Here is a 17777-nt window from a genome sequence, read left to right as displayed (position 1 = left end):
GTCGCGGATATCCGCGACGCCGGGCATCTCCGCGGTCCCGGCCGTCTCTCGGGCCTCGGACGCCTCTCGGGCCTTGGGTGCCTCCGGGACATTGGCCGTCTCCCCGCCGCCCGGGACGGTCGCCCTACGGGGATGCAGTGACGTGGCCGGGGACGGAAGCGATGCGTCGGTGCGCTGGGGTCGCGCGTCGGCGAATACGTCGGTGAGCGGGAGCGGCGCGTCGGTGAGCGGGAGCGGCGCGTCGGTCGTGGGCTGCCGAACGCCGACGGACGGTGGCCCGTCGGCGGACGGGAGCGACTCGTCGACGGACGGATGCGGAACGTCGGCGGACATCGGCTCGTCCACGGACGGTCGCGGAAAGTCGGGGGACGGATGCGGAACGTCGGCGGACGGCGACTCGTCCGCGGACGGATGCGGAGCGTCGTGTGAGGACGGACCGCCGTCGGACGGATGCGGCACATCGACGGACGACGGGTCGCCGGCCGACGGATGCGGCACCTCCGCGGACGGCAGGTCCTCGGCGGACGGATGGGGCCGGCCGACGGGGTGGGCGGTGTCGGGTTCGGGGGAGGTCTCCGTGGGAGCCGGAGGTGGACCGACGACGAGGGGGGCGGCGTCGGGAACGACGGGGAGCCTCCCCTTGCGGTGGGCCCTCGCCCCCGACTCACCCGCGTCGGGCAGTTCGCCGTTCCAGGGGCCGCTCTGCCCGGCCTCGGCTCCAGGCCCCATGTCGCCGGTCTCGTCGGCGAGTTTGTGTACGAGGATGCCGTGCCGGAACGCGGTCTCGCCGACGTCGGCACAGGTACTGCCGTAGACGGAGAGGCGGTTGCCGCCGTCCTGCGCCACCTCGACGGACCGTCGGGCGGCGCGGGCCTCCTGCGAGAGCACGGCCGCGAGCCGGGCGGCCTGCGGGCTGCGGACGACGACACGGGGGCGCAGCCGCGTGCGGGCGAAGTCCTCGGCCTCCTGGTCGGCGACGACCCGGCCCCGCTCCAGCGTGACGATCCGGTCGGCGGTGCGGGCGGCCTCCTTGGGGTCGGCGGTGGTGAGCAGGACCGTGCCGCCTTGAGTGGCGTGTGCGCGCAGCATTCCGTGCAGCCACCGGCCCTCACGGGCGTTGAGGCCCGCTGTGGGGCTGTCGAGCACGAGGGTGTGCGGGTCGGGCAGCAGAGCACAGGCGAGACCGAGGCGTCGGTCCACGCCGCGCGAGAGGGTGCCGAGGCGCTCGTGGCGCAGACTGACGAGGCCGACGACTTCGAGGACTTCGTCGGCTCTGCGCGCCGGGACCCCGGAGGCGGCGCACAGCATGCGGAGGTGGCCGCGGACCGTGCGGGCCGGATGCCCCGGGACATCTCCGAGGAGCACGCCCACCTCGTGCGACGGATGAGGGATGTGGTGCAGGGGGCGCCCTCTGAAGTGGGTGACACCACGGCCGTGTTGGAGTTCGAGCATGAGTTTCAGAGCCGTGGTCTTGCCCGCGTCCGCTGCGCCGAGCAGCGTGGTCACGCGGCCCCCGCGCGCCTCGAAGGAGACGTCGTCGACCACGGGCGGACGGTCCTTGCGGTGGTTGCTGGTCAGTCCGAAGGCCTGGATCACCTGAAGCAAGATAGCGCGCTATGTCCAATTTGCCAGGTATCGCACGGCGTGCTGCGGCGGCAGACGACCGGTTGGCCCGGTGCCCTGCCCGTCAGCGCGGGACGGCCCGCCGCAATGACGGCTTCCGGCGGCCGGGTTCAGACCTCGGGGCGGAGCATCGGAGGGTTGAGCAGCGTGGCGCCGCCGGCACGGAACAGCTGGGCGGGGCGGCCGCCCTGCCGGGTGGTGGTGCCGCCGGTGGGGACCAGGAAGCCGGGCGTGCCCGTCACCTTGCGGTGGAAGTTGCGCGGGTCGAGCGCCACGCCCCACACGGCCTCGTAGACCCGCCGCAGCTCGCCGACGGTGAACTCGGTGGGGCAGAACGCCGTGGCCAGCGACGAGTACTCGATCTTGGAGCGGGCGCGCTCCACGCCGTCGGAGAGGATCTGGGCGTGGTCGAAGGCGAGCGGCGCGACAGGTTCGCCGTCACGGCCGTAACCGCCCTGCTGCAGCAGTTCCTCCACGGGCGCCCAGCGCGCGTTGCTGGCGTCGCCGCCGGCGCGGGGTGCCGGCAGATCCGGGGCGAGCGCGAGGTGAGCGACGCTGACCACACGCATCCGCGGGTCCCGCTTGGGGTCGCCGTAGGTGGCGAGCTGTTCGAGGTGGGCACCGTTGTCCTGGGCGGGGACGTCCGGGTCGTGGGCCCGCAGCCCCGTCTCCTCGGCGAGCTCGCGCGCCGCGGCCTGCGAAAGGTCCTCGTCGGCCCGTACGAAGCCGCCGGGAAGCGCCCAACGCCCCTGGAACGGCGATTCCCCCCTGCGTACCGCCAGCGCGCACAGGGCATGACGGCGCACGGTCAGCACGACCAGGTCCACGGTGACGGCAAAGGGCGGAAAGGCTGACGGGTCGTAGGGCATGCCGTGATCATAGTCGTCTTCCTGACGATAAACACTCCCTTCGCCGGTCCCATCGACGGCCGGTCCGCTCCGTTCGAAGAGCACCTCACGGCGGCCTCCCCGCCCGGGCCTCCGAGAGACGGTGTGGCGCTCTGTGCGGTGTGATGCGGCTTGCGGTCAGGCTCCGAGTTGGAGTCCGTCGGCCGCCTCCTCGACCATGGCGAGGCCGAGTCTGCCGACCCGCACCGAGAAGGGCGCGCCCGCGACGCGCAGACCGGTCAGGCCGATCTCGCCCAGGGGCGCGCTGCGCACGGGACGCAGCGTCACGGTGCCGGCCGGAACGTCGGGGCGGATCCCGGCGAGAGTGGTCAGCATCAGGACCCCGGCGGCTGCCGCGACGGCCGCCGGGCGGCAGGCCGCGGGGTGCGGTACGGGAGCGCTCCCGTCGGTGCGCTGCTCGCCCGCGTACATCTCCGGCAGTCGGTGGCCGAAGGTCTCGGCTGCCGTCAGGACTCCGCGCAGCAGTGAGGTCGCCTCCTTCTCGTACCCCGCGGCGGCCAGACCCGCGACGGCCACGGCTGTCTCCTGGACCCGCACGGCACCGCCGCGGTGACCGAGGGGGTTGTAGCCCGCTTCGTCGGCGCCGAGCCCGCGCAGCCCCCAGCCGGAGTCCATCGCCGGGCCGCCGAGCAGTCGGGCGAGCTGCTCCGTCCGCACCTTGTCCAGCAGACCCGGTGCCAGTTCGCCCTCGCCGAGCAGGCCGGTGTCGAGCAGGTGGACGGCGAAGGCGCCGAAGTGCGTCAGGAGGCGTCCGTCCGAGGCACGCGCGGCCGCGGGCCGACCGCCGCCGGGGTGTTCGACCCAGAAGTCCTCCCGGAACGCGCCCCGCAGTGCTCTCGCCCACTGCCGCAGTCCGTCACCGCCGGGCCGTCCGCAGGCGTCCAGCAGATCGGCGCCGAGCAGTGCGGCACGGTGGGCGTGGGCCTGCGTCTCGCAGCGGGCGGGGCCGTCGGTCTGCGGGTCGTACAGATAGGTTCCGTCGTCGCCCACCGTGGTCCGCAGCCAGGTCAGACAGCGTTCGGCCGCCGGCAGCAGTTCCTCGGTCTCGCGCTCGGGCAACCCCCAGCGGCGCGCCTCCGCGAGAAGCACCGGGAACAGCACGGTGGCCTCGGTGGATGTACAGGTCGGCGGCAGTCGCGGGCCCGCGTCCCGCAGCGGACCCGGGATCGCGCCCGAGCCCGGGAGCTGGGTGCGGGCGAGGACGCGCAGTGTGCTCGCGGCCAGCCGGGTGCCGAGCGGCAGGGTCATCCGGGCCGCGGTGAGCGCCTCGGCCGGCGCCAGTCCGCAGCGCCAGGGCACTCCGGCCGCGAGGTAGGTGTCGGCAGGGTGCGCCGGGTCGCGCAGCAGCAGTGCCTGGAGGTCCTCGACGCTCACCCGCATCAGGGCCTGGGCGCCCGGATGCTCACCGGTCGCCCGAGCGGCGGCGAGCGGAGTCGTCGCCGTGCGGCCCACCGCGCGAACGGGTCCGGCGCCGTCCGATCGCACGCGCAGTTCCAGAGTCGTCCTGCCTCCGGGAGGCAGTTCGACGTCCCAGCGCAGCAGGCCCGCCGAGGCCAGCGCGTCGGCCGGCGGCGGATCGGCGGTGACCGCCGACGTGCCGAGGGCGCAGGTCCAGCGCAGGCCGCCGTCGTGGACGCTGGCGGGCAGCTCGGGCCCCGCGGTCCCGGACGCGATGGCGCCCAGGTCGGCCAGGTCGGTGCCCAGAGCCACCTCGACCGGGAAACGCAGGGGGCGTGGCGAGGTGCTGTGCAGCGTGATCCGCTCCGTGCCGTCCGCGTGGCGGATGCGCTCGACGACGATGTCCGGATCGGGGCCCGCGCCGGGCGAGGAGCGCAGGGTCCCCAGGAAGCGGGCCTGGTCCGCCGTGGCCATCCGGGCCTGGACCGCCAGCGGTTCGCGCCCGGCCACGCGGACCTGGCAACGGGACAGCAGACGTCGGCCCGCTCGGTAGTACCCCTCCAGTCCCCGCCCGGTGAGCTGCGCCTGATCCGTGGAGATCGCGAGCCCGGGAAGGGCCACGCAGATCAGTGCGGTGTGGGTGGGAGGCAGATCGGTGGCGCGGCGCGGTGTGGGGGGTGGGGTCTGCTGCGGAGCCCCTCCTGACGGGGTGGTGGGGGGACGGCGCGCCGGGCCGCCGCGCGGGGACGGCGCCCACGCACGGTTCGCCGGCAAGGGCGGCTGCGTTCGGCCTGCGGGCGCAGGGGAGGAAGGCGAAGCGGGGGATCCGTCTCCCGTGGGCCGGGCGGTGCGGTCCTGGGCCGTGGGCTGGGGGGTCCGGTCAGGGCTCCCGGGCGCGGACGGCTGGTCGCGGCCCGCACCGGAATCGTCCGCGGCCCGCGGCTCCGCGCCGAGCGGAGAGGGTGGTGCGGGAGGGCCGGCGGCGAAGGAGGTATCGGCGGCGGAGGGCGGAGTGGGCTGGTCTCTGTGCATACGGTGGCTTCTTCTGCGCTCTGTGCGCCCCTGGCGTGGGCGGCGCCGGGCGGAGTGCCGGGGCGGGCGGTACGTGGGCTGTGGCGGCGCGCCCCGTCCACGCGTTCCGCCACTCAGGTGAACGGAGCGGGGAACCCTCGGGTCACGGCCCCACCGGGACAGCCCCACCGAATGGCGGTGTCACGGTGCCTCTCCCCCTCCCCTCTCCCCCTCGGCGTCACCGCGGCCGAGGCGCACGCCTCCCGCGCCGCTCGCGCCCCGGCGCCGCCCGGCGGCCTTCCCCGTACCCGCGCCTGACGGTCGCGTGTGGCCCGGTGCGGTGGTACCGGCGCGGTCCTCCGCCGTACCGGCCCGGCGGGCGCGACGTCGACGCCGGGACGCCTCTACCGGGGCGGAGGCGGCCGCGGGGCTCGCGGCGGAACCCGGCGGCGGTGCGGCCGCGTCATCGGCGACCGGCTCGGTCATCCCGTCCGAGGCCAGGACGTCGGTCTCCGTACACCCCGCTTCCACTGCCTGCTCGGCCTGCTCGGCCTGCTCGGACACGGGACGCCCGCAGCGCTCGCGTTCCTGGCGCTCGGTGCGCAGGCAGCGGCGGACCGACTCCGGATCGAGGCCCTCGTTGCAGGCCTGGTGCAGCAGACGCGCGAAGAGGTACTCCGGGTCGGCACCCAGAGCCATGGCCAGCGCTTCCCTGGCCTCCAGTTCGTCGCCGGTCGACCATGCGACCCACCCGGCCAGCGTGAGCGGCACGGCGGCGTGTTCGCCGTAGGACCCCACGCAGCGACGGGCGAGTGCGCGCCAGAGCCGGAGTGCGGGGCCCGCCTCGTCGCCCTCCATCCATGCGGCGGCCCAGTCCCGGGTGGTGCGGTCCTGAAGTCCGAGGATGAGAGCCGCGGCTTCGGTGTGCTCCAGCAGTTCGTCGTCGCGGCCGTCGGCCATGAGCGTGCCGGAGACGGCAGGCGCCCCGGCGTAGCGCCGCATGACCTGCCGGGCCAGCGCCATGGTCTCGTCCGCCACCAGGGCACGGCTCGTGTCGTCAAGGATCCTGGGGACCAGCTTCCGGCCGGCGCCGTCCAGGGCCGCCTCCTGGTCGAGCGCCGCCGCCGTCTCCCAGGGCAGCAGCCTGGCCCGGAGTTCACGCAGGGTGCCGCGCACCTGGAGTCCGGCGTAGGTGGCCGCGGCGGCCAGCACGGAGGTGCCGGGCAGGCCCATCGCGATGCCTTCGGCCGGACAGCAGGCTTCGCCGGTGCAGCAGTACGACCACAGACGGCCGTCCGAGACGCACAGCGCTTCGACGACCGGCGCGTCGAGGAGACCGCACTCGAGACGGATGTGCTGGGCCAGGGGTCGCAGCCGCTCCATGACGTGCCGGCCCGATTCCCCCTTGCCCGGTTCCTGGCAGAGGTAGGCGACCATCTGCGCGGGCCGGCGGCCCCTGCGCTCGCTGCCGGTCACCAGTCCGTGCGCCAGCTGCCGGGCTGCCGAGGCCCAGTCGTCGGGGCCGGCCGGAATGCCGAGCCGGGCCCTGCCGCCGAACCGGCCCCGGCCGCCCTGGTCGTGCAGGGCGACCAGGACGATGCTGTCCTCCGGCCGGTACCCGAGCAGATAGGGCAGGGCATCGGCCAGCTCGGCCGGGGTGCGCAGGGTGACGTGGTGCGTGTCGGCGGCCTCTGCGAAGGAGTGGTGCTCCATGCCCGCGTGCTGTGCCATGTCGCCGTTTTCGAACGATCCAGTCGTTTCGCCGTGATTCGTCATGCGCCGACAATCTCGCGGATTACGAAGCTCCGCTTGACCCTGTGGACAACTCCGATCAGGGACACATCATCACGCCGGAACCCCGACGGAACCCCACCGGAGCCCCGCCGGAACCCGGGCGGATCCCGCCGCAACCGCCGCCTGTCAGTGCGGTCGTGTTGTATGGACCGCATGGAGCACACGAGCAACGCGGATCTGCGGGCGGCCGCCGACACGGTCCTCGCCCGCCTCGTCGGGGACCCCACCGGCGCGGCCCGGCTGCGCGAGGACCAGTGGCGGGCGATCGAGGCGCTGGTCGCCGAGAAGCGCCGGGCGCTGGTGGTGCAGCGCACGGGGTGGGGCAAGTCCGCGGTCTACTTCGTGGCGACTTCACTGCTGCGGGCCCGGGGCAGCGGTCCCACGGTGATCGTCTCCCCGTTGCTGGCGCTGATGCGCAACCAGGTCGACGCCGCGGCCCGGGCCGGCATCCACGCCCGGACCATCAACTCCGCGAACACGGAGGAGTGGGAGACGGTCCAGGGCGAGATCGCCGCCGGCACGGTGGACGTCCTGCTGGTCAGCCCGGAGCGGCTGAACAACCCGGACTTCCGGGACCAGGTGCTGCCGAAGCTGGCCGCCGCCACCGGACTCCTCGTCGTGGACGAGGCGCACTGCATCTCCGACTGGGGCCACGACTTCCGCCCCGACTACCGCCGTCTGCGGACCATGCTCACCGATCTCCCGGCAGGCGTGCCGGTGCTCGCGACCACCGCCACCGCCAACGCGCGTGTGACCGCCGATGTCGCCGAACAACTCGGCACCGGGGGCACGTCGGACGCCCTGGTGCTGCGCGGCCCGCTGGACCGGGACAGCCTGAGTCTGGGGGTGCTGGCGCTGCCGGACGCCGCCCACCGGATGGCGTGGCTCGCCGACCACCTGGACGAGCTGCCGGGATCGGGGATCATCTACACGCTCACCGTGGCGGCCGCCGAGGAGGTCTCCGCCTTCCTGCGGCAACGCGGGCACACCGTCGCCTCGTACACGGGAAAGACGGAGAACGCCGACCGGCAGCAGGCCGAGGACGATCTGCTCGGCAACAAGGTCAAGGCGCTGGTCGCCACCTCCGCCCTCGGGATGGGATTCGACAAGCCCGACCTGGGCTTCGTGGTGCACCTGGGGTCGCCCTCCTCCCCCATCGCCTACTACCAGCAGGTCGGCCGTGCCGGTCGCGGTGTCGAACATGCCGAGGTGCTCCTTCTTCCCGGAAAGGAGGACGAGGCGATCTGGGAGTACTTCGCCTCGCTCGCCTTCCCGCCGGAGGATCTGGTGCGCCGGACCATCGACGCGCTCGCCCACGCGGGCCGGCCGATGTCGCTGCCCGCTCTGGAGCCGTTGGTGGAACTGCGCCGCTCCCGGCTGGAGACGATGCTCAAGGTGCTCGACGTGGACGGGGCGGTCCGGCGGGTCAAGGGCGGCTGGGTCGCCACCGGACAGCCGTGGACCTACGACACGGAGCGGTACGCCTGGGTGGCGCGGCAGCGGAAGGCCGAACAGCAGGCGATGCGCGAGTACGCGCGGACGACGGACTGCCGGATGGAGTTCCTCCAGCGGCAGCTCGACGACGAGGGGGCCAAGCCCTGCGGCCGGTGCGACAACTGCGCGGGCGCGCGCTTCGTCGCCGACACGTCCTCGGTCTCGGTGGAGGCCGCGCGCGGCGATCTGGGCCGGGCCGGCGTCGAGGTGGAGCCGCGCCGTATGTGGCCCACGGGGCTGCCGGCGATCGGTGTGGAGCTCAAGGGGCGGATTCCCGCCGCCGAACAGGCCGCTTCGGGGCGCGCGCTGGGGCGATTGTCGGACATCGGCTGGGGAAACCGGCTGCGGCCGATGCTCACGCCCACGTCCCCCGACGGGCCGGTTCCGGACGATGTCGCGAAGGCCGTGGTGGGTGTGCTGGCCGACTGGGCGAAGGGTCCCGACGGCTGGGCCTCGGGCGCTGCGGACGCCCGGCAGCGCCCGGTGGGTGTGGTCACGGTCGCCTCCCGCACCCGGCCGCGGCTGGTGCAGTCCCTGGGTGCCCGTATCGCGGAGGTCGGCCGTCTGCCGCTGCTCGGCAGCATGGAGTACGCGGGGGACGCCGCCGCGGTCTTCCGCAGCAACAGTGCTCAGCGCCTCAAGGCGCTCGACGGGGCGCTGACCGTGCCGCCCGCGCTCGCTGCCGCGCTCGCCGAGGCCCGCGGGCCGGTCCTGCTCGTGGACGACTTCACCGAGACCGGCTGGACGCTGGCGGTGGCGGCCCGGATGCTGCGCCGGGCCGGGGCTCAGGAGGTGCTGCCGCTGGTGCTCGCCGTGCAGGGCTGACCGGACGCGGGACATGGGCGCGGGACATGGGCGCGGGACATGGGCGCGGGACATGGGCGCGGGCACTCGAATTCGCCACGCTCCGTTTCCTCACCAGCGCAGAACGGACCGTACGAAGCCGCCCCGCGTATCACCGGGTGAAACACGGGGTAGGGATATAAGTCACACACGGCTACATACAGGTCGGTGGCCCCAATTGCTCGTTGCCGCATCCAAGTTCGACAGCAAGAATTGAGCTCCGCTCCCCGCACGGCTCGTCCGTGATCAGGTAGGGCTTTGCTGCGGTGCGCGCTCCCCCGAATCCGACCCGCCCGCAGTGGGCGCGTAGCCGAAGGGAGGACCGTGACCTTCGGATTCGCTCCGTCCTCGGCAGCATCGTTGTCGACATCCACGTCCGCCGCTTCCGTCAGCCGCATGCTCGAACCCGCGGAGTGGGCCGCCGCAGGAATTCCGCTGCTGCGCAACCCACGAGAGGTCGTCAGCGGCCTCCATTCCCGGCACAGCCCTCGGCCGGCGATGGCGGTCGTGGCGGTTCTCGACCAGGAGGAACGCGTACAGGCGAGTGCCTCCTTCGTCCGCCGGTCGGCTCCGGCCGACGGCTGGATGTTCCGTAACGCGCTGCTCGCCCAACTACGCCGGGTCATTCCGCACGACCTGCGGCGCCGCACCCCGGTACGCACCGCGGTGCTGCTCTACTGCCGGGAGGGCGACGCCCGCTGGACGGAGGAGGACGGCGCCTGGATGTGGGGGCTGCGCGACGCCTGCACACTGCACGGACTGCGGTGCGGGGCGTACATCACGCTGACCGACGACGGCTGGCAGGTCTTCGGCGAGGGCCGTGGTGGCCGTCGTCCGCACGCCGACTCGGCGCCGGAGCCCTTCGCGTTGTCCGAGATGCCGCCGCGTATACCCCGGACCGGTGGCGCCGCTTCGGAGGTCCTGCTGCGGGCGGCCGCCCGCTGAGGTCCCGCCGCCCGGCGGCACGGGCGGAGTCCGGCCCGTGCGGTCCGGGTGAGCACGGGCCACCGGCATGGGCGCGGACGGCGGGCTCGGCCGCGCCCTCAAGGCGCCGACGAGCCGCGTACGGCTTCCTGTCAGGTGGTGCGCTTCCGTACGGAGTACGACTTCCGTACGCGAAGCGTGACCTGGCCTCGCCGTGGGGTGCCCGTACCGTCCTGACATCGCCGGGACTGCCCCTGCTCGCCGGACGCCTACGACCCGGCGGACGCCGAACGCCACAGTCCGGCGGACGCCGAACACCATGGCCCGGCAAACATCCAACGCCACAGCCCGGCAAACGCCGGGCACCGCGCACGGCCGGGCGGCAATGCCCGCCCCACGGCGCGCCTCAGTGCGGCATTCCCGGAGCGGGCGTGGGCGTGCCCGGAGCGCACGCCCACGGCCGCCCGGGCATGCCGAAACGCCCACCGTGCCGATGCCACCACGGCGGCACCCCGTCGCTCCGGCGTCTGCCGGAACCGACGTGCTGGATTCAGGCGCCTGCGCCCGGCAGCGTGTTGATCTGCTGCGGGTCACCGCAGACGATCAGCAGCACACCGGCCTTGGCCCGAGCGAGCGACAGCGCGGAGGCGGCGGCGTCGGCCGTGCCGCCGTTGACGGCCACGACGACCACGGGACGGGATCCCGCACGGCCCGCGATGGTGACGTCGGTGTAGAAGACGTCGTCTCGCGTGTCGTGCTGCGCCCAGTAGGAGGCTTCACCGAAGGACAGCTCGTGAGCGGCCCAGGGGTGCGGATCGCCGGTGGTGAGCACAAGTACGTCACCGGGGACTCGACCCGAGTCCAGGAGCAGGTCCACGGCTTCCTCCGCGGCGTCGAGCGCACCCTCGGCCGAAGCCGGGATCAGCTGGAGCTGCGGAGTCGCCGGGGCGGCGGGGGCGGGAACAGCGGGGCCCGACGGTTCGGGCTTGGCCACGTCGCGCGGAATGCGTTGCACCGGCGGCGCGGGCCGAAGAGGTCCGGGACGACCGGGGCGCGATGGCGCCGCGGGACGTGGTCCGGGTACGGGACGGGGGGTCGGCGCAGTGCGGCCGCTGGCCGGAGTGGCGCGGGGACCCTGGGCACTCTCGTGAATCTGAGGCTCCTCGGGAATGAGAGGCATGAGCTGTTATTTATCAAACATTGGTGCGGCTCGCGTCAGCGGGTGACACATCGGCGCGAGCGGAATCGTCAGAAGTCGAAGCCGAGCTGACCCTCGATCTCCGGAACGCGTCCATCCGCCCAGCTGCGGGCCTTCTTGAGATGCCGCCACTGGGGCAGCGCATCAAGATACGCCCACGACAACCGGTGGTACGGGGTGGGGCCCCGCTCCTCCAGTGCGGCCTTGTGGACGGGCGACGGATAGCCCGCGTTGTCCGCAAAGCCGAAGTCTGCATGGTCGATGCCGAGTTCGGCCATCATTTTGTCGCGCTCCACCTTGGCGATCACCGAGGCCGCCGCGACGGCCACGCAGGACCGGTCGCCCTTGATGACCGTGCGCACCTGCCAGGGCGCGCCCAGGTAGTCGTGCTTCCCGTCGAGGATCACCGCGTCGGGCCGGACCGGCAGGGCTTCGAGCGCGCGCACCGCCGCCAGCCGCAGCGCCGCCGTCATCCCCAGGTCGTCGATCTCCTCCGGAGAGGAGTGACCCAAGGCGTACGACGTCACCCACGTCCGGAGTTCCAGGGCGAGTTCGGTGCGCCGCTTGACGGTGAGCAGCTTCGAGTCGGTGAGCCCCTGCGGGGGCCGGCGCAGTCCGGTGACCGCCGCGCAGACGGTGACGGGACCGGCCCACGCACCGCGCCCCACTTCGTCGACACCGGCAATGACCTTCGCTCCGGTCGTGGCGCGCAGGGAGCGCTCGACGGTGTGGGTAGGTGGTTCGTACGGCATGGCGCCCTTAGCCTACGCCGCCCGGATCCCCGCGCGACACCCCGGTTTGCCCGAGCGCCCTCGGCGTCTCACCGCAACGCCCTCAGGCACCGGCGGGACGCAGCAGCGGCATCATCAGCTGGTCGATCATCTCCTCGATCTCCAGGTCGCTCCATTCGCTCACGCACATCTTCGATCGGTACATCATCATGGCTGGGATGGCGTCGAGGACGTAGCTGCTGATCGCGTCGGATCGGACCTCGTTCCGCCCGATACCACGCTCGATGATCTCGCGCAGCATCCTTATGGTCGGCTCCACGACCCCTCCGACGATCACCTGATGGAAGCGTTCCGCCTGCGCCTGGTCGCATTCGTGAATCACCGAGCGCAGGGCGAGCCCGGGGCGCGAGAACATCGCCGCACGCGCCTGCAGGCACAGCGCGATCAGGTCCGAGCGCACGCCTCCCAGGTCGGGGGCCGCGTCCAGTCGCGGCAGTCCGGCCTGGAGCGCGTCCGCGACCAGATCCTCCTTCGACGGCCATCGCCGGTAGACCGCGGCCTTGCCCGTCTGGGCGCCGGCGGCGACTCCTTCCATGGTGAGGCTGTTCCAGCCGACCGTGCCGAGTTGCTCCAGCGCGGCGTCCAGGATCGCGCGTTCGAGTACGACGCCGCGCCGCCGGAGCGAGGCCGCCTGAGCGGGGGCGGCCGTCCAGCGCGAAGTAACCATCTGAGCGTCTCCAACGTGCAGGGGATGCGGGTGTTTCCGGGGACAAGGGGGGTGCCGCGCGGCGCCGTTGGGGGACACGCCGGCCGGTAAAGCATTAAGTGAACGCTTGCGTTCACTATCGGGGACTCACTACCGTTGACGCGACAGTGAACGCGAGCGTTCACTAACGCTCTTGTGGGGGACCCATCGTGACAACCTCTCAGTTGATCAAGAACCAGAAGCCAGGAGCGGCCCGCCGGGAGGGGCATCCCGGCATAGCGCTCACGGTCATCGCGGCCTGCCAACTCATGGTGGTACTCGACGCGACGATTGTGAACATCGCTCTCCCGCACATTCAAGAAGCGCTCGAATTCAGCACGACCGATCTCACCTGGGTGGTCAGCGCCTACACCCTCACCTTCGGCGGGCTGCTGCTGCTCGGCGCGCGGGCGGGTGACATCCTGGGCCGCCGTCGGGTGTTCATGACCGGCATCCTGCTGTTCACCTTCGCCTCGCTCCTGGGCGGGCTCGCCCAGGAGCCCTGGCAGTTGCTCGCGGCGCGCGCCCTGCAGGGCATGGGGGGCGCGATCGCCTCGCCCACCTCGCTGGCGCTCATCACCACCACCTTCCCGGAGGGCCCGGAACGCAACCGGGCCTTCGGTGTGTTCGCCGCCGTGTCCGCGGGCGGCGGAGCCATCGGCCTGCTCGCGGGAGGCATGCTCACCCAGTGGCTCGACTGGCGGTGGGTGCTCTTCGTCAACGTGCCGATCGGTGTGCTGATCGCCGTACTGGCCCCGCTCTACATCAACGAGTCCGAACGGCACCCCGGACGCTTCGACATCGCGGGCGCGCTGACCTCGACGGTAGGCATGGCGTCCTTGGTGTACGGCTTCATCCGAGCCGCCGAGGAAGGCTGGCGGGACGGCCTCGCCCGCGGTTCCTTCGGGGTCGCGGCAGTACTGCTGATCGCCTTCGTGTTCATCGAGAGGCGGGCCCGGGAGCCGATCACCCCGCTGCGGATGTTCAGCGACCGCAACCGCTCGGGCACGTACGTGATCATGCTGAGCCTCGCGGCGGCGATGTTCGGCATGTTCTTCTACATCGTGCTGTTCGTGCAGAACGTGCTCGGCTACAGCCCGATCATGGCGGGTGTCGCCTTTCTGCCCGTGACGGCCGCGATCGCCGTCGGGGCCGGGCTGTCGCAACGCTTCCTTCCGGTGCTCGGCCCCAAGCCGTTCCTGCTCACCGGCTCCGCGCTCGTGGTGGTCGGGCTCGCCTGGCAGTCCCTCATCAGCCCCGACAGCTCCTACGCGGGCGGGGTGCTGGGGCCGATGCTGATCTTCGGTTTCGGTATGGGGCTGAACTTCGTCACGGTGACGGTGACCGCGGTCTCCGGGGTCGCCCAGCACGAGGCGGGTGCCGCTTCCGGGCTGCTCAACGCGACGCAGCAGGTGGGTGGTTCGCTCGGCCTGTCCATTCTGACCACCGTGTTCGGCACGGCCAGCAAGAACGAGGCGGAGAAGCAGCTGCCGAAGTTCCTCGCCGACGGTTCGGCGGAACAGAAGGCGGAGTTCGCCAGGACGCACCAACTGCCCGCGCCCTGGGGGCACGAGGTACTCGCCGAGGGCATCTCCACGGCGTTCGTCCCGGCCGCCGCCATGGCCCTGCTCGCCCTGGTGACGGCCTGGCTGGTGATCCGGGTCCGCAAGAGCGATCTGGATGCGCTCGCGGGGACGGCGGGCCCCACGGCCGGCTGATCCGGTCGGTCCCACGAGGCACCAGGGGTGACCGGGCCGCGCCCGACGGTCCCACGACGGGACCGTCGGCGGTCCGGTCCCCCACACCGGTTCACGGGGTCCGGTCCCCCGCACCGGTTCACACGGTCCGGCCCCGCACCGGTTCACGCAGACGTCGGCACGGCCCAGTCCGGCAGGGCCTCCGTCTGCTCCAGCCAGCCGGCCGGCGGTGCCCCCGCCTTGCCCGCGGCGAGCACCCCGCCCACGATCGCGCAGGTCGTGTCCACGTCGCCGCCGACCTGTGCGGTCGTCCAGAAGGCCTCTTCGTAGTCGCCCAGCGCTCGCGCCGCCGACCAGAGGGCGAAGGGCACCGTGTCCTGGGCGGTCGTACGCCGTCCGCAGCCCAGCACGGCCGCGACCGTGCCCGCGTCACCGTAGTCCAGCATGCTCCGGGCGCGCCGCAGCCCCGCGCCGACGGCGCTCTTCGGGATCAGCGCGACCACTCCGTCCAGCAGCTCCTCGGCGCTGGGCGGCCCGCCCGGGGCGCCCGCCAGCGCGGCGGCCGCGGCGACGGCCATGGCGCCGACGACGGCCTCACGGTGCTGGTGCGTCGGATAGGCGGAGATCTCCGCCTGGTGGGTCGCCTGCTCGGGATCGTCCGCGTAGTAGGCGCCCAGGGGCGCGATCCGCATCGCGGCGCCGTTGCCCCACGAGCCCTGTCCGTTGAAGAGCGCCGCGGCCAGCTCACGCCAGTCGCCGCCCTCCCGGACGAGGCGCAGCAGGCGGTTGACCGCGGGGCCGTAACCGCGGTCGAAGTCGTGGCGCTCGGCGAAGGACCGGGCCAGGGCGTCCTGGTCGATGCGGTGGTGGGCGGCCAGGACGGCGACCACGGAGCATGCCATCTCGGTGTCGTCGGTCCACTGCCAGGGGCCGGGCGGCAGCTCTCGCTGCTTGAGCAGGGGATAGTTCACGGGTACGAAGAACTGCGAGCCCAGCGCGTCCCCCACCGCCAGTCCGCGCAGGCTCGCCAGGGCGCGGTCCAGGCGCCCGTCGCGTGAGGAATCAGGGGTCATCGCTCTCCTACTCTATCCGGTGATCCCGTACGGTTCCGGCTCTAGTCGGTGATCCCGTACGGTTCCGGCTCTCGCCAGCGCACGAACGGCCGGTCCAGCGTGTACCGGCCGTCGTCCCGCAGAACGAGCATCCGGATCTCCGCGTTCCCCGGATTCGACAGCGACTCGAATTCCGCGACCGTCCAGTGGAACCAGCGCATGCAGAACAGCCGCATGGCCAGTCCGTGGGTCACCAGGAGCACGTTCGGCGGGTGGTCGGGGTCCTCGAAGCTGCGGAACAGGCTCTCCAGGAAGCCGCCGACCCGGTCGTACACATCGGCGCCGGACTCGCCCTGGGGGAAGCGGAAGAAGAAGTGCCCGTAGGCGTCCCGATAGGTCTTCTGCAACCGCACGTCGTCGCGGTCCTGCCAGTTCCCCCAGTCCTGCTCGCGCAGCCGCGGCTCCTCACGCACGCGTATGAGCTCGGGGTCGAGGTGGAAGGCCCGGAAGGTCTCGTGGGTACGGCGGTACGGGGAGACGTACACGCTGACGCGCTCGCGGCCGAACACCTCGCGCAGGCGTTTGCCCGTCTCCTCGGCCTGCCGCCAGCCCCGTTCGGTCAGGGCGAGGGCATGGTCGGGCTCCCGCTCGTAGACGGTGTCATCAACATTGCCCGTCGACTCGCCGTGCCGGACAAGGACGATGCGCCGTGGTCGTGCCATGCCAAAACCCTAGATCGAGTGACGGCCCGGCGAAGACTTCTGCGGCCCGTATACGGCGTAGGTCACACAGAACTCACACCAGGGGCCACATCAGCACCACGTCGACCGAACCGGACCCCGGCCAGGTCAGCCGGGCCGAGGGCGCACGAAAGCACGCGTTCAGCACGTCGAGGCCGCACGAAGACACGTGATCAGCACGCCAGACATCGTACGAACATTCGATTCAGTCGGTGCGCCGAAGTCTCTACGACGGCACGGAAGCGCGCCCGATCGCCGTGCAGACGCCCGTCACACCGTCCAGCCCGGCTCCATCTCCACGATGTCCCCGGTCAGCGCGGCGACGTCCGCCTCCAACTGGGCCCGCAGTGCGAGCCGCTCCACCCGCTCGGTGCGGTACTTGCCGTGCTCGGCCTCCGAACGCCACATGGACATGACCAGGAACTCGGGCCCCGGCGCCTCGCCGAACAGCCCGCGGATCATGCCGGGCGAACCGGCCATCGCGGGATTCCAGACCTTCTCCTGCATGAGGGTGAAGTGTTCGGCGCGCTCCTCGTGGACGCGGCAGAGGGCCACCCTGATCAGGTCCGCGTCCGTGAAGCGCGGCTCGAAACCGGTCTTCACGTCGAAGCGGTGGTCGAACAGCTTGACCTGGCTGTCCTTGAACGTGCCGGCCTGGGACGCCGCCAGCCGGTCGTGGGAACGGGCCATGAAGGAGTCGTAGAACGCGCGGCTCTCCCAGAACGCGAAGACATGCGCCACCGAGGGCCGTGCCCTGCTCCAGCCCCCGCCCTGCCCCCGAAACCCCGGCTCGCCGAGAAGCCCCGCCCACTTTCGCTGCCCCCGCTCGAAGCCGCGGCGGTCCACCACGGTGCAGCGAATCCACTTGACCAGCACCGCGCCATCGTACGGCCCGGAGCGTGGCGCCCGTCACGGTGCGGCCGAGAGCAGCCGCCCGATCGCCGCGCGCGCGTGGCAGGATGGACAAAAAGCCCTGCGGAAAGGGCAGTTCGGCCCGAGGGCAGCAGGGCGCACGGGGAAGGGGAGTCCGGTGAGCGGCCTCAGCAAAGGCATCCGCAAGGTCGAAGTCGCGCTGAAGTGGGATCCGAGTCCGCCGGGGGAGCCCCCCACCGACCTGGACATCGTCGCCGCGACGTATCTCGCGAGCGATCCGCACGGCACCCCTGCCTACGCGGTGTACTTCGACAGCCGCTCCCCCGACGGCACGATCTACCTCAATCGGGACAGCAAGGACGGCAAGGGGTTCGGCTGGGACGAGGTCATGACCCTGGAGCTCGACCGGCTCGACACCCGGTACGCGCGCGTGGTGGTCGGCGTCGTCATCCAACAGCGCACCGCCGACCGGACGTTCGTCGGCGTCCTCAACCCGGGACTGCGTATCCGCGAGGGCTATCTGGTCCTGGCCGAGGACGACTTCGGCAATGTCCTCGGCGCGACGGCCGCGACGGTCGCGGAGTTCGTCCGCGACCCCTCGGGGGGCTGGACCTTCCGCCCGCGGGTCGAGGGTTTCGACGGCGACCCCGCGACCTTCACCCGGACCATGGGCCGGGAGCAACGGCCCTGACCCACACCGCCCGTGGCGCTGCGGGTGCTGACGGGAAGAGGGGTGCCGACCCATT

14 protein-coding genes are annotated in these 17777 nt (G+C 72.4%); 4 read left to right on the top strand and 10 right to left on the bottom strand.

Annotation, left to right across the window (positions count from 1 at the left end):
• The 4 genes from ABT085_RS29265 to ABT085_RS29250 form a co-directional block, all read right to left on the bottom strand.
• Positions 1–1596, bottom strand: a 1596-nt coding sequence (locus tag ABT085_RS29265; protein ID WP_351614304.1) for an ATP-binding cassette domain-containing protein, incomplete at its 3' end; no start/stop codon positions are given.
• Between the two features lie 137 nt (positions 1597–1733).
• The gene (locus ABT085_RS29260; protein ID WP_351614301.1) at positions 1734–2492 is read right to left on the bottom strand and encodes an NUDIX hydrolase; all 759 of its coding nucleotides are present in this window, start codon (positions 2490–2492) and stop codon (positions 1734–1736) included.
• 156 nt (positions 2493–2648) lie between these two features.
• Entirely contained in the window at positions 2649–4550 is a 1902-nt protein-coding gene (locus tag ABT085_RS29255) for a glycogen debranching N-terminal domain-containing protein (RefSeq protein ID WP_351614298.1), read from the bottom strand.
• A gap of 591 nt (positions 4551–5141) precedes the next feature.
• Positions 5142–6671, bottom strand: coding sequence for a DUF4192 domain-containing protein (locus ABT085_RS29250; protein ID WP_502982828.1), 1530 nt, complete (start codon positions 6669–6671; stop codon positions 5142–5144).
• Between the two features lie 216 nt (positions 6672–6887).
• Between ABT085_RS29250 and ABT085_RS29245 the strand changes: the two genes are divergently transcribed.
• On the top strand, positions 6888–9053 hold the full coding sequence (locus tag ABT085_RS29245; RefSeq protein WP_351614292.1) for a RecQ family ATP-dependent DNA helicase: 2166 nt from the start codon (positions 6888–6890) through the stop codon (positions 9051–9053).
• 342 nt (positions 9054–9395) lie between these two features.
• Positions 9396–10016 (top strand): hypothetical protein, encoded by a 621-nt coding sequence (locus ABT085_RS29240; RefSeq protein WP_351614289.1) that lies wholly within the window; start codon positions 9396–9398, stop codon positions 10014–10016.
• 529 nt (positions 10017–10545) lie between these two features.
• Here the strand turns inward: ABT085_RS29240 and ABT085_RS29235 are convergent.
• The 3 genes from ABT085_RS29235 to ABT085_RS29225 all read right to left on the bottom strand — a co-directional run bounded on the left by ABT085_RS29235 (position 10546) and on the right by ABT085_RS29225 (position 12651).
• Positions 10546–11175, bottom strand: coding sequence for a hypothetical protein (locus ABT085_RS29235; RefSeq protein WP_351614286.1), 630 nt, complete (start codon positions 11173–11175; stop codon positions 10546–10548).
• A gap of 68 nt (positions 11176–11243) precedes the next feature.
• A complete protein-coding gene (gene rnhB, locus ABT085_RS29230) occupies positions 11244–11945 on the bottom strand; it encodes a ribonuclease HII (protein ID WP_351614283.1) in 702 nt (233 codons plus the stop codon).
• Between the two features lie 82 nt (positions 11946–12027).
• Positions 12028–12651, bottom strand: a complete 624-nt coding sequence (locus ABT085_RS29225) for a TetR/AcrR family transcriptional regulator (protein WP_351614281.1) — start codon at positions 12649–12651, stop codon at positions 12028–12030.
• A 188-nt stretch (positions 12652–12839) separates the two neighbouring features.
• Between ABT085_RS29225 and ABT085_RS29220 the strand changes: the two genes are divergently transcribed.
• Positions 12840–14387, top strand: coding sequence for an MFS transporter (locus ABT085_RS29220; RefSeq protein ID WP_351614279.1), 1548 nt, complete (start codon positions 12840–12842; stop codon positions 14385–14387).
• 143 nt (positions 14388–14530) lie between these two features.
• On the opposite strand, the gene ABT085_RS29215 is transcribed toward ABT085_RS29220, so the two are convergent.
• From ABT085_RS29215 to ABT085_RS29205, 3 genes are all read right to left on the bottom strand, one after another.
• Positions 14531–15439 carry an ADP-ribosylglycohydrolase family protein gene (locus tag ABT085_RS29215; RefSeq protein ID WP_351614276.1) on the bottom strand — a complete coding sequence of 303 codons (909 nt, stop codon included), beginning with the start codon at positions 15437–15439 and terminating at the stop codon, positions 14531–14533.
• Between the two features lie 41 nt (positions 15440–15480).
• Complete coding sequence (locus ABT085_RS29210; protein ID WP_351614274.1) at positions 15481–16140, bottom strand: histidine phosphatase family protein; 660 nt, start codon at positions 16138–16140, stop codon at positions 15481–15483.
• A 288-nt stretch (positions 16141–16428) separates the two neighbouring features.
• Positions 16429–17034 (bottom strand): YdbC family protein, encoded by a 606-nt coding sequence (locus ABT085_RS29205; RefSeq protein ID WP_351614271.1) that lies wholly within the window; start codon positions 17032–17034, stop codon positions 16429–16431.
• Between the two features lie 154 nt (positions 17035–17188).
• Between ABT085_RS29205 and ABT085_RS29200 the strand changes: the two genes are divergently transcribed.
• Positions 17189–17722 carry a TerD family protein gene (locus tag ABT085_RS29200; RefSeq protein WP_351614268.1) on the top strand — a complete coding sequence of 178 codons (534 nt, stop codon included), beginning with the start codon at positions 17189–17191 and terminating at the stop codon, positions 17720–17722.
• The last annotated feature ends 55 nt before the right edge of the window (positions 17723–17777 follow it).

Source organism: Streptomyces sp. NPDC002265 (assembly GCF_040296125.1).
Lineage (GTDB): Bacteria > Actinomycetota > Actinomycetes > Streptomycetales > Streptomycetaceae > Streptomyces.
The sequence above is the reverse complement of the archived record's forward strand: the minus strand, read 5'-3'. Positions and strand labels throughout refer to the sequence as shown.